Source organism: Actinosynnema pretiosum, assembly GCF_024171695.1.
GTDB lineage: Bacteria > Actinomycetota > Actinomycetes > Mycobacteriales > Pseudonocardiaceae > Actinosynnema > Actinosynnema pretiosum.
Genome location: NZ_JAMTCF010000013.1, coordinates 215,009 through 229,957 on the forward strand (window position 1 = coordinate 215,009; position 14,949 = coordinate 229,957).

Consider the following 14,949-nt stretch of genomic DNA (forward strand, 5'->3'; position numbering starts at 1 on the left):
GGAATTGTCGGACCCCGCCGCTAGCTTTCCCGGCATGGACGAGAACGGGACCTGGGAGCTGCTGGAGCGGGTCTGGGCGGGGGCCGCGCCGGAGGCGCTGGCCGCGCGGGAGGCGCTGCTGACCGGCGGTGGCGACCGGGTGGAGGCGGCGGCGGTGCTGGAGGCGCACCTGCCGGGGTTCCTGGCGCGGCTGCGGGAGGCGTGCGAGGGGGCGTCGAGCGCGGAGCTGGCGGCGCACGACGCGGTCGTGGAGCGGGCGCTGTGGGAGCTGGACCGGGAGGACGTGCACGCGGTCCTCGACGGGTCGGACGACGGGTTCCTGTACGCGCGGGGGTTCGTGGTGGCGCTGGGGCGGCGGTACTGGGAGGCGGTGCTGGCCGATCCGGAGGTGGGCGTGGAGGACGCCGAGTGCGAGCGGATGTGCTACTTCTTCGCGCACCTGCACGACGAGGCGTTCGGCGGGTGGCCGCCTCGGACGGGGATCTCGCGGGAGACGGGGTCGAACGCGGCGGGGTGGGCCTAGTCGGCGGCGGTGATCGTTTGCGCTGATCACGGACCGCTCGGATCACCCGCGCGACTCACCCGGCGGTGCTACCGTCGGAAGGGTGATCGACTTCGAGAAGGCGTCCGTGTTCAAGCTCGCGCCGTGCGCTCCGGAGGACATCGCTCCACAGGTGTCCCCGATCATGGTGCGCGGCGAGCAGATCGTCTCGTGCTTCAAGACCGTGCGGGACTTCGTCGTGTTCACCGACAAGCGCGTCATCGCGGTGAACGTCCAGGGCATGACCGGGCGGAAGAAGGACTTCACCTCGCTGCCCTACAGCCGGGTCCAGGCGTTCTCCATCGAGACCGCGGGGACGTTCGACCTGGACGCCGAGCTGGACCTGTGGTTCAGCGGGCTGGGCAAGGTCCGGCTGGAGTTCAAGGGGCACGCCGACGTGCGGTTGCTCGCGCAGGTCATCGGCACGTACGTGCTGGGCTGAGCGGGCCCCGCCCCGTCCGGCGACCGGTCGTGCCTGGTGACCGGTCGCGCCCAGTGACCGGTCGTGCCCGATGGCCGGCCAGGCGATGAGCGACGACCGGTCTACTGGATCGGCCGCGTCGTCCCGTCCCACTCCCCCGCCGCCGCTCCCGGCAGCAGCTCGCCCAGCTGCCGGGGGTACACCAGCTCGTCGGTACCGGTCAGCTCCTCGACCGTCCACCACCGGTGCCGGGTGATCGTGTCGCGCTCGTACTCCTGGAAGCCCGACACGTCGACCGCGCGCCCGCCGTCGACCCGCGCGACGAAGAACCACTCCTCCGCCGCCGTGCGCGTCCCGCCGAAGTCCAGCACCTTCCGCCGCACCCACACCGGCCCGACCAGCGCCTCCGGGTCCAGCTCGAACCCGGTCTCCTCGCGCGCCTCCCGCACCGCCGCCGCCCGCAGGTCCTCGCCGCGCTCGACCGCGCCGCCGACGGTGAACCAGAACAGCTCCCCCGGCTCGCTCGGGTCGAAGCCCTCGAACAGCAGCAGCCGCCCGCGCTCGTCGAGCAGCAGCACCCGCGCGGCCACCCGCTTGCGCGGGGCGCCGGGCTCGGCCTCCGGCTCCGGTTCGGCGATCTCGAAGTAGCCGGGCGTCGGCGCGGTGCCCGCCAGGTGCAGCCAGCGCACCGACCGCCGCCTGCGCAGCGCGAGCGTGTCCCGGACGGCGTCGTTGTGCACCCGCCGCGCCAGCACGACCCGCTGCTCGGCGTCCACCAGCTCGGCCGCCAGCGCGGACGGCAGGCCGTCCCGGTCCAGCCCGGCCAGCAGCGGGGCCAGCTCGTTCTCCACGGCCTCGCGGTCGCCCTTGGCGGCCACCTCGGCGCGGTCGGCAGCCGCCCGCAGCTCCTTCGACCCGCTCACCGCCGCCACCACCCGCGCCACCACGGCCCGGCGCGCGAGCGCGGCGTCCAGGGCCGCCCAGGCGGCGTCGGTGCGCACGTGCAGCCGGTCCAGCCGGTTCGCGGTGGCCAGCGCCCACGGTCCGAGCACGGCCACCGCCCCGAGCAGCACGGCCAGCACCGTGACCAGCGAGGACAGCGTCACCGCCCGGCCTCCGCGACCCGTCTCGGGTTGGCGGCCACGGCGCTCTCGTACACCCGCAGCACCTGCGCGGCCACGACCGACCAGTCGAACGTCTGCACCCGCGCCCGCCCGGCCGCCGCGTACTCGGCGCGCCGCTCCGGGTCGGCGAGCAGGTCGCGCAGCGCCCCGCGCAGCGCCACCGCGTCGCCCACCGGGGTGAGCACGCCCGCCGCGCCGTCGTCCAGCACCCGGCGGAACGCGTCCAGGTCGCTCGCCGCGACCACCGCGCCCGCCGACATCGCCTCGGTCAGGATGATCCCGAAGCTCTCGCCGCCGGTGTTGGGCGCGCAGTACACGTCGACGCTGCGCAGCGCCCGCGCCTTCGTCTCGTCGTCGACCATGCCGAGGAAGTCGATCCGGCCCGCCAGCTCCGGCCCGGCCTGGGCGCGCAGCGCGGCCTCGTCGCCCCGGCCCACGACGAGCAGCCGCACGTCCGGCAGGTCCAGCCCGCGCACCGCCTCCAGCAGCACCGGCATCCCCTTGCGGGGCTCGCTGTAGCGGCCGACGAACCCGATCGTGCCGCCGGGTCGCGGGTAGCCGTCGAGCGGGGCGGCGTCGGCGAAGAAGTCCACGTCGACGCCGTTGGGGATCTCCACCGCGTCCCCGCCGAGGTGCTCGACCTGCACCCGCCTGGCCAGCGCGGACACCGCGATCCGGGCGGTGATCTTCTCCAGGAACGGCTGGAGCACCCCCTGGAACGCGGACAGCATCTTCGAGCGGGGCGTTGAGGTGTGGAAGGTGGCCACGATGGGCCCGTCCGCGACCATCAGCGCCAGCATGGCCAGCGACGGCGCGGTGGGCTCGTGCAGGTGCAGCACGTCGAAGTCGTGCTCGGCGATCCACCGCCGCACCCGCGCGTACGACACCGGCCCGAACGACAGCCGCGCCACCGACCCGTTGTACGGGATGCCGACCGCCCGCCCCGCCGGGGTGACGAACTCCGGCAGTGGCGTGTCGTCGTCGGCGGGCGCGAGCACGTCGACCTCGTGGCCGAGCCCGCGCAGCGCCCTGGCCAGGTCGACCACGTGCGCCTGCACGCCGCCGGGCACGTCGAACGAGTACGGGCAGACGATGCCGACCCTCACGCGCTCTCCCCGCGCCGCTCCAGGACCCGGCGCAGCGCCCGCTGCCTGCTCTCCGGCAGGTCCTCGATCCACAGCTTCTGCAGCATGTGCCAGTCGGTGGGGTGGGCGGCGATGTCGGCGGCGAACACGTCGGCCAGCGCCTGCGTCGCGGACGGCACCCCGGCCGGGCCGGACACCCGCACCGGCGGGTGCACGCGGACCACCCAGCCGTCCTCGGTGAACCAGGAGCCGGTGGGCAGCAGCGCGGCCCCGGTGCTGGCGGCCAGGGTGGCGGGCCCGGCGGGCATCATGGTCCTGCGGCCGAAGAACGTGACCGGCACGCCACCGGCGGTCAGGTCGCGGTCGGCCAGCAGCACGACCACCTTGTTCTCGCGCAGCCGCTCGGCGAGCACGACGGCCGGGTTGCGCTCGCCGCCGGTCAGCGGCAGCACCTCGAAGCCCAGGCTCTCCCGGAACTCGACGAACCGCCGGTAGACCGACTCGGGCTTGAGCCGCTCGACGACCGTGGTCAGCGACCCGGCGTGCCCGACCAGCCACACCCCGCCCATGTCGTAGTTGCCGCTGTGCGGGACGGCCAGCACGGCGCCCCGCCCCTCGGCGAGCGCGGCGTCCAGGTTCTCGGCGCCGGTGACGTTGCGGGCCACGTTCCGGTAGGCGGCGTCCAGGTCGGTCGACGGGAGCCGGAACGACTCGCGCCAGTACCGGGCGTACGAGCGCATGGCGAGCCTGACCAGCTCGTCCAGCTCGGCCTCGCCCGCGCGCGGCACGACCCGGCGCAGGTTGGCGCGCAGCTGCGCGACGCCCTCGCCGCCCCGGCCGGTGACCCAGTCGGAGGCCCGGTCGAACAGGACCTTGGCCAGGCCCTCCGGCATCAGCCGGACCAGTCCCCAGCCCGCGGCGTAGCCGAGGTCGGCCAGCTTGTCCTTCACCGGGTCCCCTCTTCGGACGTCCCCGGCGCGCGCCGCGCCGGGTCCAGCTCGCGGGCCGAGCGGGCGGCGGACAGCACCCGCTGCACGACGGTGGCCACCACCAGCGCGACCAGCGCGTACATGGCGACGGGCAGGACGTACGGCACGCCGAGCCCGTGCAGGCCGACGCCGGTCAGGGCGATGATGCACCGCTCGGCGCGCTCGGCGAGCCCGCCGTCGGCGCTGAGCCCGCTGGCCTCGGCGCGGGCCTTCACGTAGGAGATGACCTGGGCGCCGACCAGGCAGATGAGCGCGGCGACGGCGATGGCCCGCTCACCGGCGGTGAACGCCCACCAGGTGATGGCGGCGAACAGCGCGCCGTCGGTGACCCGGTCGCAGGTGGCGTCGAGCACCGCCCCGAAGGGCGTGCCGCCGCCCTGGGCTCGGGCCATCGAGCCGTCGATCAGGTCGAACAGCACGAACAGGGCCATGACGACCGCCCCCGCGAACAGGTGCCCTGCGGGGATGAGCCAGAGCGCCGACGCGGTGGAGCCGACGGTGCCCAGGACGGTGACGGCGTTCGGGGTGAGGCCGCGCTTGAGCAGCCACGCCCCCACGGGGTCGGAGAGGCGGGACACGGAAGCACGGGCGAAGAAGTTCAGCATGGGCTGGCGGCTGCACCTACCGGCGGGGAGGACGTGGTCCCCAGCAGCCTAACGAGCCTGCTCACCCGAGCTTGCGGTGGTCCCTGGAGATCCCCTCCAGCAGGTCCTCCAGCAGCTCCCCGCGCAGCGCCACGCGCTCCAGCCTGCCGAACAGGTGGAGGTACTCGCGGACGTCGTGCGGGTCGGTGATGGTGGCGTTGCCGGTGAGCACGCTGAGCGTCACGTAGCGCTCGTCGTAGACCTGGAACCCGTGCAGCACGACCGCGCTGACCTCGGCGGACCACGGCACGACGGCGAGCTGCACGTTCGGCCTGCGGCCGAGCCTGCGCAGGTGCTCGATCTGCTCGCACATGAGGTCGGCCGAGCCCATGCGCCAGCGCAGGGCGCTCTCGCTGAGCAGGAAGACGAACCGGCGGTTCAGGTCCTCCATGCGCCCCCGGCGGGCGCGCAGGGCGCCGATGGCGGTGTCCTGCTCGTGGGTGGGTGTCGCGGACAGGACGACGCGCAGGTAGTCCTCCGTCTGCAGCAGGGTCGGCACCCCGGAGATCTGGAAGAACCTGCTGGTGGTGGCTCGGGCCTCGATCCGGGCGACGGTCTGCTGGTGGCGGTGGGCGCCCCGGTGCAGCACCACTCGGCGGGTCTCCGCCTCGGCGTGCAGCTGGCGGGCCAGCTCGACCAGCTCGACCTTGGTCTCCCTGGTCGCCGACAGCTCGGCGACCAGTCTCTCCACGTCGGTCACGGAGGGGAGGAGCATCCCGTTCTCGATCTTCGAGAGCTTCGACTGGCTCATCCCGGTCGCGCGCGCGGTGGCCGTTCCGGTCATCTTGGCCTCCGTGCGCAGCCTGCGTAACTCGCGCGAGAGCCGTTCTCGGGCCAGCCGCGAACGCTCAGGTGCGGTCATGAAACGCACGGTATCGATGCTCGGGACTTGTGACGATCGGCCATCACAGTGCATTGCGGCCCGCCCGAGAATCACCCATTAGTGATCTAGGAGGTAGGCATGTGCGCGCACAGTAATCACGACGCCCGGTCCGGCGGGTGGCACGGGTGAAGTGCGCGGGTTCCGGCGTTGACCTGGGGCAGGACGGAGGACACTGGCGCGCGGCCCGTGGCCTGGGGAGCTGGTAGGGGTGGCCCTGGTGGCACGCTCGGGTGAGCCGCGCACGGGTGAGCGGGTCGGTGTGCGGATGTGCGTGCGCGTCGCACCCGGCGGCCACGGACGGTGATCAACGACGGTGCTGCGGCACGCGGGTGACCGCGGTCTCATCCGGGGGCAAAACGGGCATGTCACGTGCGGGCGCGGCGGGTTCGCCGACAGCGGAAGTGATCGGGGTCTCACCTGCAGGGCGGGCGGTGCGGGCCCGTCCGGTGACCGAGAGGTGTGATGACCCGGCCTCCCGGTGAGCGCGAACGCGCACCGGATCGCGTGAATCGCGCGCGGGAGAGCGGCGCTCGGGGCGCGGGTGAGCGTTTCGGCGCGCGAGGGGCCTGACGGGTGTGCGAGGGGCGTGACAGGTGCGCCAGGGGCGTGGGGACGGGCGCGGAACCGGGCGGGGACCGGTCAGGCCCCCGCCCGCCGCGCGGTCGCTCAGCCCTCGGCGGCCCAGGCGTCGGCCAGCAGCCGCCGGGTCTCCCCCAGCAGCTCCGGCAGCACCTTGGTCTGCCCGATCACCGGCATGAAGTTCGCGTCCCCGCCCCAGCGGGGCACCACGTGCTGGTGCAGGTGCGCGGCGATGCCCGCGCCCGCCACCGCGCCCTGGTTCATGCCGATGTTGAACCCGTGCGGGTTCGACGCCCTGCGCACCACCCGCATCGCCTTCTGGGTGAACTCCGCCAGCTCCACCGTCTCCGCCGGGGTGAGGTCGGTGTAGTCCGGCACGTGCCGGTACGGCAGCAGCATCAGGTGGCCGGGGTTGTACGGGAACAGGTTGAGCAGCGCGAACACCGACGTGCCGCGCGCCACCACCAGGCCCTCCTCGTCGGCCAGGCCCGGCACCCGGCAGAACGGGCAGCCCTCGGGCGCGTCGCCCACGGCCTTGCCCTCCCCGCGCACGTACGACAGGCGGTGCGGGGTCCACAGGCGCTGCAGCGCGTCGTGGACCCCGACCCCGTCCTGCTCCTCGCGCTCCGGCGTCACTTGACGAGTTCCGCCGTGGGGGAGGCGTTCTCGCGGCGGGAGATCCAGCCGACCACGGTGGCGACGGCCTGCTCGACCGGGACGCCGTTGATCTGGGTGCCGTCGCGGAACCGGAACGACACCGCGCCGGACTCGACGTCCTTGCCGCCCGCGAGCAGCATGAACGGCACCTTCTGCGTGGTGTGGTTGCGGATCTTCTTCTGCATCCGGTCGTCGGAGGCGTCGATCTCGACCCGCACGCCGTGCTTCTTGAGCTCCTTGGCCACCGCGAACAGGTGGTCGGCGTGCTCGTCGGCGATCGGGATGCCCACCACCTGCACCGGGGCCAGCCACGCCGGGAACGCGCCCGCGTAGTGCTCGGTCAGCACGCCGAAGAACCGCTCGATCGAGCCGAACAGGGCGCGGTGGATCATCACCGGGCGCTGGCGGGAGCCGTCGGGGCCGGTGTACTCCAGCTCGAAGCGCTCGGGCAGGTTGAAGTCCAGCTGGATGGTGGACATCTGCCAGGTGCGGCCGAGCGCGTCCTTGGCCTGCACGGAGATCTTCGGGCCGTAGAACGCCGCGCCGCCGGGGTCGGGCACGAGTTCCAGGCCGGAGTCCTCGGCGGCAACGCGCAGCGTCTCGGTGGCCGTCTCCCACAGCTCGTCGGAGCCGACGTACTTCTCGTCGTTGCGGGTGGACAGCTCCAGGTAGAAGTCGTCCAGGCCGTAGTCGCGCAGCAGCCCGAGCACGAAGCCCAGCAGGGACTTCAGCTCCTCCTGCACCTGGTCCAGGGTGCAGAAGATGTGCGCGTCGTCCTGCGTCATGCCGCGCACGCGGGTCAGGCCGTGGATCACGCCGGACTTCTCGTAGCGGTACACCGAGCCGAACTCGAACATGCGCAGCGGCAGCTCGCGGTAGGAGCGCCCGCGCGACCGGAAGATCAGGTCGTGGAACGGGCAGTTCATCGGCTTGAGGTAGTAGTCCTGGCCGGGGCGGCGGACCGTGCCGTCCTCGTTCAGCTCGGCGTCCAGGTGCATCGCCGGGTACATGCCGTCGCGGTACCAGTCGAGGTGCCCGGAGGTCTCGAACAGGTTGCCCTTGGTGATGTGCGGCGAGTAGACGAACTCGTAGCCCTCCTGCTCGTGGCGGGCGCGCGAGTAGTCCTCCATCGCCTTGCGGATGACGCCGCCGCGCGGGTGGAACACCGCGAGGCCGGAGCCGATCTCGTCGGGGAAGCTGAACAGGTCCAGCTCCACGCCGAGCTTGCGGTGGTCGCGGCGCTCGGCCTCGGCGATCAGCTCGATGTGCTTGTCCAGCGCCTCCTGCGACTCCCACGCGGTGCCGTAGATGCGCTGGAGCTGCGGGTTCTTCTCGTTGCCGCGCCAGTAGGCGGCGGCGACGCGGGTGAGCTTGAACGCCGGGATGTGCTTGGTGGTGGGCAGGTGCGGGCCCCGGCACAGGTCGCCCCACACCCGGTCGCCGGAGCGCGGGTCGAGGTTGTCGTAGATGGTCAGCTCGCCGCCGCCCACCTCCATGACCTCGGCGGTGTCCACGCCGCCCTTGACGTCGACCAGCTCCAGCTTGAACGGCTCGGAGGCCAGCTCGGCCTTCGCGGCGTCGGTGGACTCGACCACGCGCCGGGTGAACCGCTGCGCGCCCTTGACGATCGCCTTCATGCGCTTCTCCAGCGCGGCGAGGTCGTCCAGGGTGAACGGCTTGTCGACCTGGAAGTCGTAGTAGAAGCCGTCCTTGACCGGCGGGCCGATGCCCAGCTTGGCCTCGGGGAACTGCTGCTGCACGGCCTGGGCGAGCACGTGCGCGGTGGAGTGCCGGATGACCGAGCGGCCGTCCTCGGTGTCGGCGGCGACCGCCTCGACCTCGACGTCGACCTGCGGGGTCCAGGACAGGTCGCGCAGGTGGCCCTCGGCGTCGCGGACGACCACGATCGCGTCGGGGCCCTTGCCGGGCAGGCCTGCCTCGCGCACGGCGGTCCCAGCGGTGGTCCCCGCCGTCACCACCACGCGAGGCGGGGCGAGTGCGGAAGCGGGACTTGGCTGGGACACGGTGACTCCTAGGTAGTGGGTGCGGGCTGCCGCCCGGCTCGTCGGTTCTACCTGGAGATGTTATCGGTGGGGAGCTATCCGGTAATGCCCAGGATGCGCGGCGGGGTGGGTCGGGTAGCCCGGTCGGGGCACGCGGGGGCGGTTCCCGCGCGACCCGACCGGGGGTGGGTCACCAGGCGACCGGGAGCCTGTCGAGCCCGTGCAGGTTGTGGTGGCCGGGGCGCAGGCCCAGCTCCTCGTCCGGGGCGGTCACGCGCAGGCGCGGGAAGCGCCGGAGCAGGGCGGGCAGCGCGACCCGCAGCTCCACGCGGGCGAGCTGCTGGCCGAGGCACTGGTGGCGGCCGTGGCCGAACGCCAGGTGGTAGGCGGTCAGCTCGCCCCGGTGCAGGTCGAGGGACTCGGGCGCGGGGAACCTGGCCGGGTCGCGGTTGGCGGCCTGGAGGGAGAGCGTGACGGACTCCCCCGCCCGGATGAGGTGACCGTCCAGCTCGACGTCCTCGGTCGCGGCGCGCACGCCGGTGTGCGCGATGCTCAGGTGGCGCAGCAGCTCCTCCACGGCGGCCTTGGCCGAGTCCTCGCCCTTGAGCAGGGCGTGGAACTGGGCTCGGCCACCCGGTTCGACGCGCTCGCGGTCGCGCAGCAGGGCGAGGGCGCTCAGGCCGATCATGCTCGCGGTGGTGTCCACGCCCGCGCCGAGCAGGAAGGTGGCCAGGCCCGCGACCTCGTCGACGCGCAGGCCGCCGCCCGCCAGCGCGCTGATCAGGTCGTCGTCCGGGGTGGCCCGCTTGGACCGGGCGAGGTCGGCGAGGTGGTCCTGGACGCGGGCGTAGGCGACGAACCGGGCCTCGGGCTGCTCGTCGGGCGAGGCCATCAGGTCGACCTGCCCCTGGAACGCGGCCCGGTCGGCGTGGGGCACGCCGAGCACGTCGCAGATGATCGCGGCGGGCACCGGCTTGGCGTAGTCGCGCACCAGGTCGGCTTCCCTTCCGCGCTCGGCCATGGCGTCCAGGTGCTCGGCGGCGGCGCGCTCGACGGCTCCGGTGAGCGCCTGGGTGCGGCGGACGGTGAACCAGCCGGTGAGGAGCCTGCGGTGGCGGGTGTGCTCGGGCGGGTCGATGCCGGTGAGGTCGCCGACCGGGGCGGGCGGCATGGTCCCGTCGAGACCGGGGACCGGGTAGTGGGCCAGTTCCGGGCGGGAGCTGAACCGGTGGTCGGCCAGGACGGCGCGGACCTGGGCGTGGCCGGTGGCGAGCCAGCCGAGGTGGCCGTCGGGGTAGCGCATCCGGACCAGCGGGTGGCGGTCGCGGACGGCGGTGAGCTCGTCGGGCGGGTCGAGCGGTCTGCCCTCGGGGCGGGTCAGCGGTAAGCCTTCGAGCACGAAGTCGTTGTCCTGCATGGTTTTCCTCCCCCTCAGCGTTCGCGGTCGTAGAGGCGCTTGGACCAGAGGTAGCCGCCGACGCCGATGAGCGCGCACCAGCCGAGCGCGGGCCACAGCTGCTCGGGGGCGGTTCCCGCGAGCAGGGCGCGCAGGGTCTCGATGATCGGGGAGAACGGCTGGTTCTCGGCGAACCAGCGCAGCCCGGCGGGCATCGACTCGGCGGGGACGAAGCCGCTTCCCAGGAACGGCAGGAACATCAGCGGCATGGGCAGGGTGCTGGCCGTCTCCACGCTCTCGCTGAGCTGGCCGAGCGCGATCGTGAGCCAGACCAGGGCGAGCGAGAGCAGGACGTAGAAGCCCAGCGCCGCCAGCAGTCCCAGCGGGCCCGCGCCGGGGCGGAAGCCGAGCAGCAGGGCGGTGGCGAACAGGACGAGGCCGCCGAGCGCGGACTGGATGACGCTGCCGACGACGTGGCCGGTGAGCACCGAGGTGCGGGCGATGTCCATGGTGCGGAAGCGGGTGATGACGCCCTCGGTGAGGTCCATGGCGACCGAGATCGCGGTGCCTTGCACGATCGTGGTGACCGTCATGACCAGGATCGCCGGGAGCACGTACACCAGGTACGCGTCACGCCCGCCCGCGAAGCCGCCCGCCCCGGCGCCGAGGCCCGTGCCGAGGACGCCGCCGAAGGCGTGCACGAACAGCAGCAGGAGCAGGACCGGGGTGCCGATCAGCTGCAGGGTCATGGACGGGTAGCGCAGCACCCGCTTGAGGTTGCGGCGCACCATGACCAGGGAGTCGCCCAGCGGCCTGGCGCCGCTCGTGGTGGTGCTCATCGGGTGCTCGCCTTCCCGTTCCCCGTCAGCGCGAGGAACACGTCGTCCAGGTCGGGGGTGCGCACGGACAGCTCGGTGACGGCCACGGCGTGCTCGTCGAGCCGGTCGAGCAGGGCGCGCAGCGACGTCGGGGTGCCGTCGCCCGCGACGCGCAGCACGGTTTCCCCTTGCGCGGCTTGGGCTTCCTCTTCGAGGAGGGCGGTCGGTCCGAGCGCGCGGGCTGCGGCGGCCAGCGCGGCGCGGTCGGGCAGGCGCAGGCGGACGTGCGCTCCGGGGACGCGGCGCTTGAGCTCCTCGGGGGTGCCCTCGGCGGCGAGGGAACCGTTGTGCAGCAGGGCGACGCGGTGCGCGAGCTGGTCGGCCTCCTCCAGGTACTGGGTGGTGAGCAGGACCGTCGTGCCCTCGGCGACCAGCTCGCGCACGATCCGCCACACCTCGCGCCTGCCGCTCGGGTCGAGACCCGTCGTCGGCTCGTCCAGGAAGATCACCTCGGGGGCGCCGACCAGGGTCATGGCCAGGTCCAGCCTGCGGCGCTGGCCGCCGGAGAGGGTGGACGCGGGCTTGCGGGCCGACGCGGTGAGGTCGAGGCGCTCCAGCAGCTCCGAGGCGAGGCGGCGGCCCTCGGGGCGGGTGAGGTGGCGCAGGTCGGCCATGAGGCGCAGGTTCTCCTCGGCGGTGAGGAGGTTGTCCACGGCGGAGAACTGGCCGGTGACGCCGATCGCGGCGCGCACCCCGGCAGGATCCTCCGCGAGGTCGCGACCGGCGACGGTGACGTGGCCGGAGTCGGGGCGCAGGAGGGTGGAGAGGATCTTGACGGTGGTGGTCTTGCCCGCGCCGTTCTGCCCGAGCAGGGCGTGGACGGTTCCACGTTGGGTGGTGAGGTCGAGCCCGTCGAGCACGGTGTGGTCGCCGAACCGCTTGCGCAGCCCGGTGGTTCTGATGGCCGGGTCGTTCATGGTGTCCCCCTGGGTTTTCCTGCGGTGTCAGGCGCGGCGGACGGTGATGTCGCCGCAGGCGGTGCGGGCGCGGAGCTTGGCGGTGCGGTCGGCGGCGTCGGGCGCGGGGACGTCCTCCAGCAGCGACTCGACGCGGCCGTAACCGGTGTGCGCGTCGAGCCACAGCGAGGTGCCCGCGACGACGCCGACCTCGATGTCGCCCATGCCGCTCTCCAGCACGGAGGCGCCCTCGGTGAGGACGGCCCTGACCGCGCCGTTGGCGGACTTCGCGTCGACGACGGCCCCGGCGCGGCCGATCTCGACGTCGCCGTTGGCGGAGCGGACGCGGACGTCGCCGGTGACCTCGGCGATGCGGGTGGGGCCGTTGGAGTTCTTGACGTGCGCGGAACCCCGGATCTCGCCGATGTCCAGGCGGCCGGAGCTGGTGTGCAGGTCGGCGTCGCCGTCGACGGCGGTGACGGCGGCGTGGCCGATGGCGGTGTGCAGGCGCAGCGGGCCGGTGCGGTCGAGGGTGATGTCGCCGACGCCGGTCTTGAAGGAGCACTCGCCGAGCAGGCCGGTGGCGCTCAGGTCGCCCGCCTGGACGGTGGCGGTGACGGCGGAGCCGGTGGGGAGGTCGACGGTGAGGTCGACGGAGCGGGACTTGCGGGTGAGGTCGACGTAGATCCAGGCGCGGGGGCCGGTGATCCGGAGCTCGCCGTCGACGAGCTCGGCGGTGACCTGGGCGGCGATCTTGACGTCGGACTCGTCGGCGGGGTTGGTGGGGCGGACGTGGACGGCGGTGGTGGGGCGGTCGGAGGCGGTGACGCGGACGGTGGCGACGGCGAGGTCCACGACGGCGGTGATCGGGGCGGGCGTGTCGAACTCGGGCATGGCTTGGTTCCCCCTGGTCGTTCTCGGCTGTTTTCGGCTGTTTTCCGGGTCGTCGAACTCCTCCCGGCACGGGCGAGGAGGTCGTGGTCGTGCTGTTCGGTGGCGCCGGGGCTAGCGGACCCACCCGCTGAACCGGCTGCCGCCGCGCTTGCCGCGCGGTTCGGCGGCGCGCTGCCGGTCGGCGGGCCGGAGGGCGTCGGTGGCGGCGCGGACGAGCCAGGCGTTGACCGAGCGCCCCTCCCTGGCGGCGGCCTCCTCGACGGCGGCCTTGAGCTGCTCGGGCAGGCGGACGTTGATGCGCGCGGTGGGCCCGTCCTCGCTGAAGGCGGGCGCGTCGACGGCGGCGGGCTCCTCCCCCGCGCTGTCGGCGGGCGGCGGCGTGACGACGAAGTCGGGGTCCCGCCCGCGCAACCGGACCTCGACCGAGCCGGGCGCGAGCTCGCGGGTGATCTCGTCGGCGGCGGCGGAAAGCGCTTCCAGCATGGCCATCCGAATAGCGGACTCCAGCGGTCCGGTGAGCCGCTCGGCGAGCGCACGCGCCTCTTCGCCGCCCGCGTCGGCGAGGGCGGCGAACTCACGCCCGAGGTGGCCTACGTACGTGGTCAGGTCCATGTGAGCCAGAGTGGCACAAGTGCGGTGCCGCGGCAAGGGGGTTTGGCTCAGATTGGTGCCAGGTTGGCACCAATGGCTCAGGCCGGCTCGCGGACGAGCCCGGTCCAGTCCACAACCGGCTGCCACTCCCAGGGGGCGGGGAGCTCAGGGCGGGCGCGCGTGCGCACCAGGTCGGCGACCGCCGACCAGACCACCGGCAGCGGCACGACCAGGCCGTGGTGCACGCGGCACGGGTAACCGGAGTGATCGGAGGCGTACCGGACCCACCCGTCCCGCGACCGGCCGTCCTCCCGCGACACCGGGGCGAAGGCGCCGGTCGGGGAGACCCAGCGCAGCGCGCCACTGCTCCCGGCGGTCCCCGCGTCCAACCAGGCGGACGGCCCACTCCCCCAACCAGGCGTGTCCGCGTGCTCGACCACGATCTGCCACAGGCACGGCAGCGCCTGACCGTGCTCGGCGTTCCACGCGACGAGCTCGGGCACCAGCCCCGCCAGGTCGCCGGGGGTGTGCTCGCCGAGGTCGATGACGCTGTCGTGGGGGGTGATGAACGTGGTCACGGCGTTCTCCCGTCGTAGTCGATGCGGTAGTGCCCGCCTCCGCCGCAGGTGCCCGCCACGGTCAGACGGTAGCCAGGGGGCAGCAGGGCGGACAGCGCGCCGTGGCACCCCCGCCTGACCCGGATCCCGCAGGGTTCCCGGTTGAGCACGAGTTCGGCCCGCCTGATCCGGCAGGCGATCATCCAGGCGGCGACCTGCACCTCGACGTGGCTCACCACGTTCAAGGCCCAGTCGGGCGCGTTCAACGCGCGCAGCCGCTCCTCCGCCTCGTCCCTCCACCGGCCGCCGCTGGGCCGGAAGGCGTGGCTGATCTGCGACTCCGGGTCCAGCGCCCGCACGTGCCCCTCGACCGGCAGACCGCTGCGCTCCGGGGAGTGCCGGTGGGTGATCAGCGGCAGCGCCCACTCCGTTCCCGGCGGGTAGGTGTCGCCGGTTCCGGCCACCAGTGGTTCGACCAGCCCGGTCGCGAGGGCGACCGGGGGCCTCATCGGGGCGAGCAGGGCGGTCAGGGTGGCCCGGTACGACTCGACCGACTCGCGGCCACCGGCCAGCGCCGCCCCGACCTCCGCCAAGCCCTCCGCGAACGCCGCGCCCTCCGCCCTCAGGCGCTCCAGCTCGTCGCCCGCCGTGCCCTCGGCGGCGCGCTCCACCAGTGCGAGCATCTCCCCCGCGCACTCGCCTGCGGCTTCCAGGGCGGCAGCGGTGCGCGCGGACAGGGCGAGGACCCGGTCCAGTGCGGCGACGACCTCGGGCAGGGGCACGGCCGACATCCTCGGTCGCCCGCGTCATC

General features: G+C 73.6%; 16 protein-coding genes. 2 read left to right on the top strand and 14 right to left on the bottom strand.

Annotated features, from left to right (window positions below; translation table 11 throughout):
• Positions 1-34: 34 nt before the first annotated feature.
• Both LV78_RS26150 and LV78_RS26155 read left to right on the top strand, forming a co-directional pair.
• Positions 35-523, top strand: coding sequence for a DUF4240 domain-containing protein (locus tag LV78_RS26150; RefSeq protein WP_253848276.1), 489 nt, complete (start codon positions 35-37; stop codon positions 521-523).
• Between the two features lie 82 nt (positions 524-605).
• Positions 606-983 (top strand): PH domain-containing protein, encoded by a 378-nt coding sequence (locus LV78_RS26155; RefSeq protein ID WP_096492634.1) that lies wholly within the window; start codon positions 606-608, stop codon positions 981-983.
• A gap of 101 nt (positions 984-1,084) precedes the next feature.
• On the opposite strand, the gene LV78_RS26160 is transcribed toward LV78_RS26155, so the two are convergent.
• The 14 genes from LV78_RS26160 to LV78_RS26225 all read right to left on the bottom strand — a co-directional run bounded on the left by LV78_RS26160 (position 1,085) and on the right by LV78_RS26225 (position 14,920).
• Positions 1,085-2,068: an NUDIX hydrolase gene (locus LV78_RS26160; protein WP_253848277.1), complete on the bottom strand. Its 984-nt coding sequence runs from the start codon at positions 2,066-2,068 to the stop codon at positions 1,085-1,087.
• Positions 2,065-3,192, bottom strand: a complete 1,128-nt coding sequence (locus tag LV78_RS26165; protein WP_253848278.1) for a glycosyltransferase family 4 protein — start codon at positions 3,190-3,192, stop codon at positions 2,065-2,067. The genes LV78_RS26160 and LV78_RS26165 overlap by 4 nt, the downstream gene beginning before the upstream one ends.
• Entirely contained in the window at positions 3,189-4,121 is a 933-nt protein-coding gene (locus LV78_RS26170; RefSeq protein WP_308208757.1) for a phosphatidylinositol mannoside acyltransferase, read from the bottom strand. Before LV78_RS26170 ends, LV78_RS26165 begins: the two co-directional genes overlap by 4 nt.
• Complete coding sequence (gene pgsA / locus LV78_RS26175; protein ID WP_253848279.1) at positions 4,118-4,765, bottom strand: phosphatidylinositol phosphate synthase; 648 nt, start codon at positions 4,763-4,765, stop codon at positions 4,118-4,120. Before pgsA ends, LV78_RS26170 begins: the two co-directional genes overlap by 4 nt.
• Positions 4,766-4,826: 61 nt before the next feature.
• A complete protein-coding gene (locus LV78_RS26180) occupies positions 4,827-5,666 on the bottom strand; it encodes a helix-turn-helix domain-containing protein (RefSeq protein WP_253848280.1) in 840 nt (279 codons plus the stop codon).
• Positions 5,667-6,353: 687 nt separating this feature from the next.
• Entirely contained in the window at positions 6,354-6,902 is a 549-nt protein-coding gene (locus LV78_RS26185; RefSeq protein ID WP_253848281.1) for an HIT family protein, read from the bottom strand.
• Positions 6,899-8,947 carry a threonine--tRNA ligase gene (gene thrS / locus LV78_RS26190; protein ID WP_253848282.1) on the bottom strand — a complete coding sequence of 683 codons (2,049 nt, stop codon included), beginning with the start codon at positions 8,945-8,947 and terminating at the stop codon, positions 6,899-6,901. The genes LV78_RS26185 and thrS overlap by 4 nt, the downstream gene beginning before the upstream one ends.
• Positions 8,948-9,116: 169 nt before the next feature.
• Complete coding sequence (locus LV78_RS26195; RefSeq protein WP_253848283.1) at positions 9,117-10,343, bottom strand: cytochrome P450; 1,227 nt, start codon at positions 10,341-10,343, stop codon at positions 9,117-9,119.
• Positions 10,344-10,357: 14 nt separating this feature from the next.
• Entirely contained in the window at positions 10,358-11,161 is an 804-nt protein-coding gene (locus LV78_RS26200) for an ABC transporter permease (protein ID WP_253848284.1), read from the bottom strand.
• Positions 11,158-12,117 carry an ABC transporter ATP-binding protein gene (locus tag LV78_RS26205; protein WP_253848285.1) on the bottom strand — a complete coding sequence of 320 codons (960 nt, stop codon included), beginning with the start codon at positions 12,115-12,117 and terminating at the stop codon, positions 11,158-11,160. The genes LV78_RS26200 and LV78_RS26205 overlap by 4 nt, the downstream gene beginning before the upstream one ends.
• A 27-nt stretch (positions 12,118-12,144) precedes the next feature.
• On the bottom strand, positions 12,145-12,990 hold the full coding sequence (locus LV78_RS26210; RefSeq protein ID WP_253848286.1) for a DUF4097 family beta strand repeat-containing protein: 846 nt from the start codon (positions 12,988-12,990) through the stop codon (positions 12,145-12,147).
• 111 nt (positions 12,991-13,101) lie between these two features.
• Positions 13,102-13,602 carry a YlcI/YnfO family protein gene (locus tag LV78_RS26215; RefSeq protein ID WP_253848287.1) on the bottom strand — a complete coding sequence of 167 codons (501 nt, stop codon included), beginning with the start codon at positions 13,600-13,602 and terminating at the stop codon, positions 13,102-13,104.
• Between the two features lie 77 nt (positions 13,603-13,679).
• Positions 13,680-14,159, bottom strand: a complete 480-nt coding sequence (locus LV78_RS26220; protein WP_253848288.1) for a hypothetical protein — start codon at positions 14,157-14,159, stop codon at positions 13,680-13,682.
• Positions 14,156-14,920 carry a DddA-like double-stranded DNA deaminase toxin gene (locus LV78_RS26225; RefSeq protein ID WP_253848289.1) on the bottom strand — a complete coding sequence of 255 codons (765 nt, stop codon included), beginning with the start codon at positions 14,918-14,920 and terminating at the stop codon, positions 14,156-14,158. Before LV78_RS26225 ends, LV78_RS26220 begins: the two co-directional genes overlap by 4 nt.
• Positions 14,921-14,949 lie beyond the last annotated feature (29 nt).

Coding starts and splice junctions, on each gene's coding strand:
- LV78_RS26210 (WP_253848286.1), bottom strand. CDS start 12,990: ATGCCCGAGTTCGACACGCCCGCCCCGATCACCGCCGTCGTGGACCTC.
- LV78_RS26200 (WP_253848284.1), bottom strand. CDS start 11,161: ATGAGCACCACCACGAGCGGCGCCAGGCCGCTGGGCGACTCCCTGGTC.
- LV78_RS26215 (WP_253848287.1), bottom strand. CDS start 13,602: ATGGACCTGACCACGTACGTAGGCCACCTCGGGCGTGAGTTCGCCGCC.
- pgsA (WP_253848279.1), bottom strand. CDS start 4,765: ATGCTGAACTTCTTCGCCCGTGCTTCCGTGTCCCGCCTCTCCGACCCC.
- LV78_RS26205 (WP_253848285.1), bottom strand. CDS start 12,117: ATGAACGACCCGGCCATCAGAACCACCGGGCTGCGCAAGCGGTTCGGC.
- LV78_RS26180 (WP_253848280.1), bottom strand. CDS start 5,666: ATGACCGCACCTGAGCGTTCGCGGCTGGCCCGAGAACGGCTCTCGCGC.
- LV78_RS26150 (WP_253848276.1), top strand. CDS start 35: ATGGACGAGAACGGGACCTGGGAGCTGCTGGAGCGGGTCTGGGCGGGG.
- LV78_RS26195 (WP_253848283.1), bottom strand. CDS start 10,343: ATGCAGGACAACGACTTCGTGCTCGAAGGCTTACCGCTGACCCGCCCC.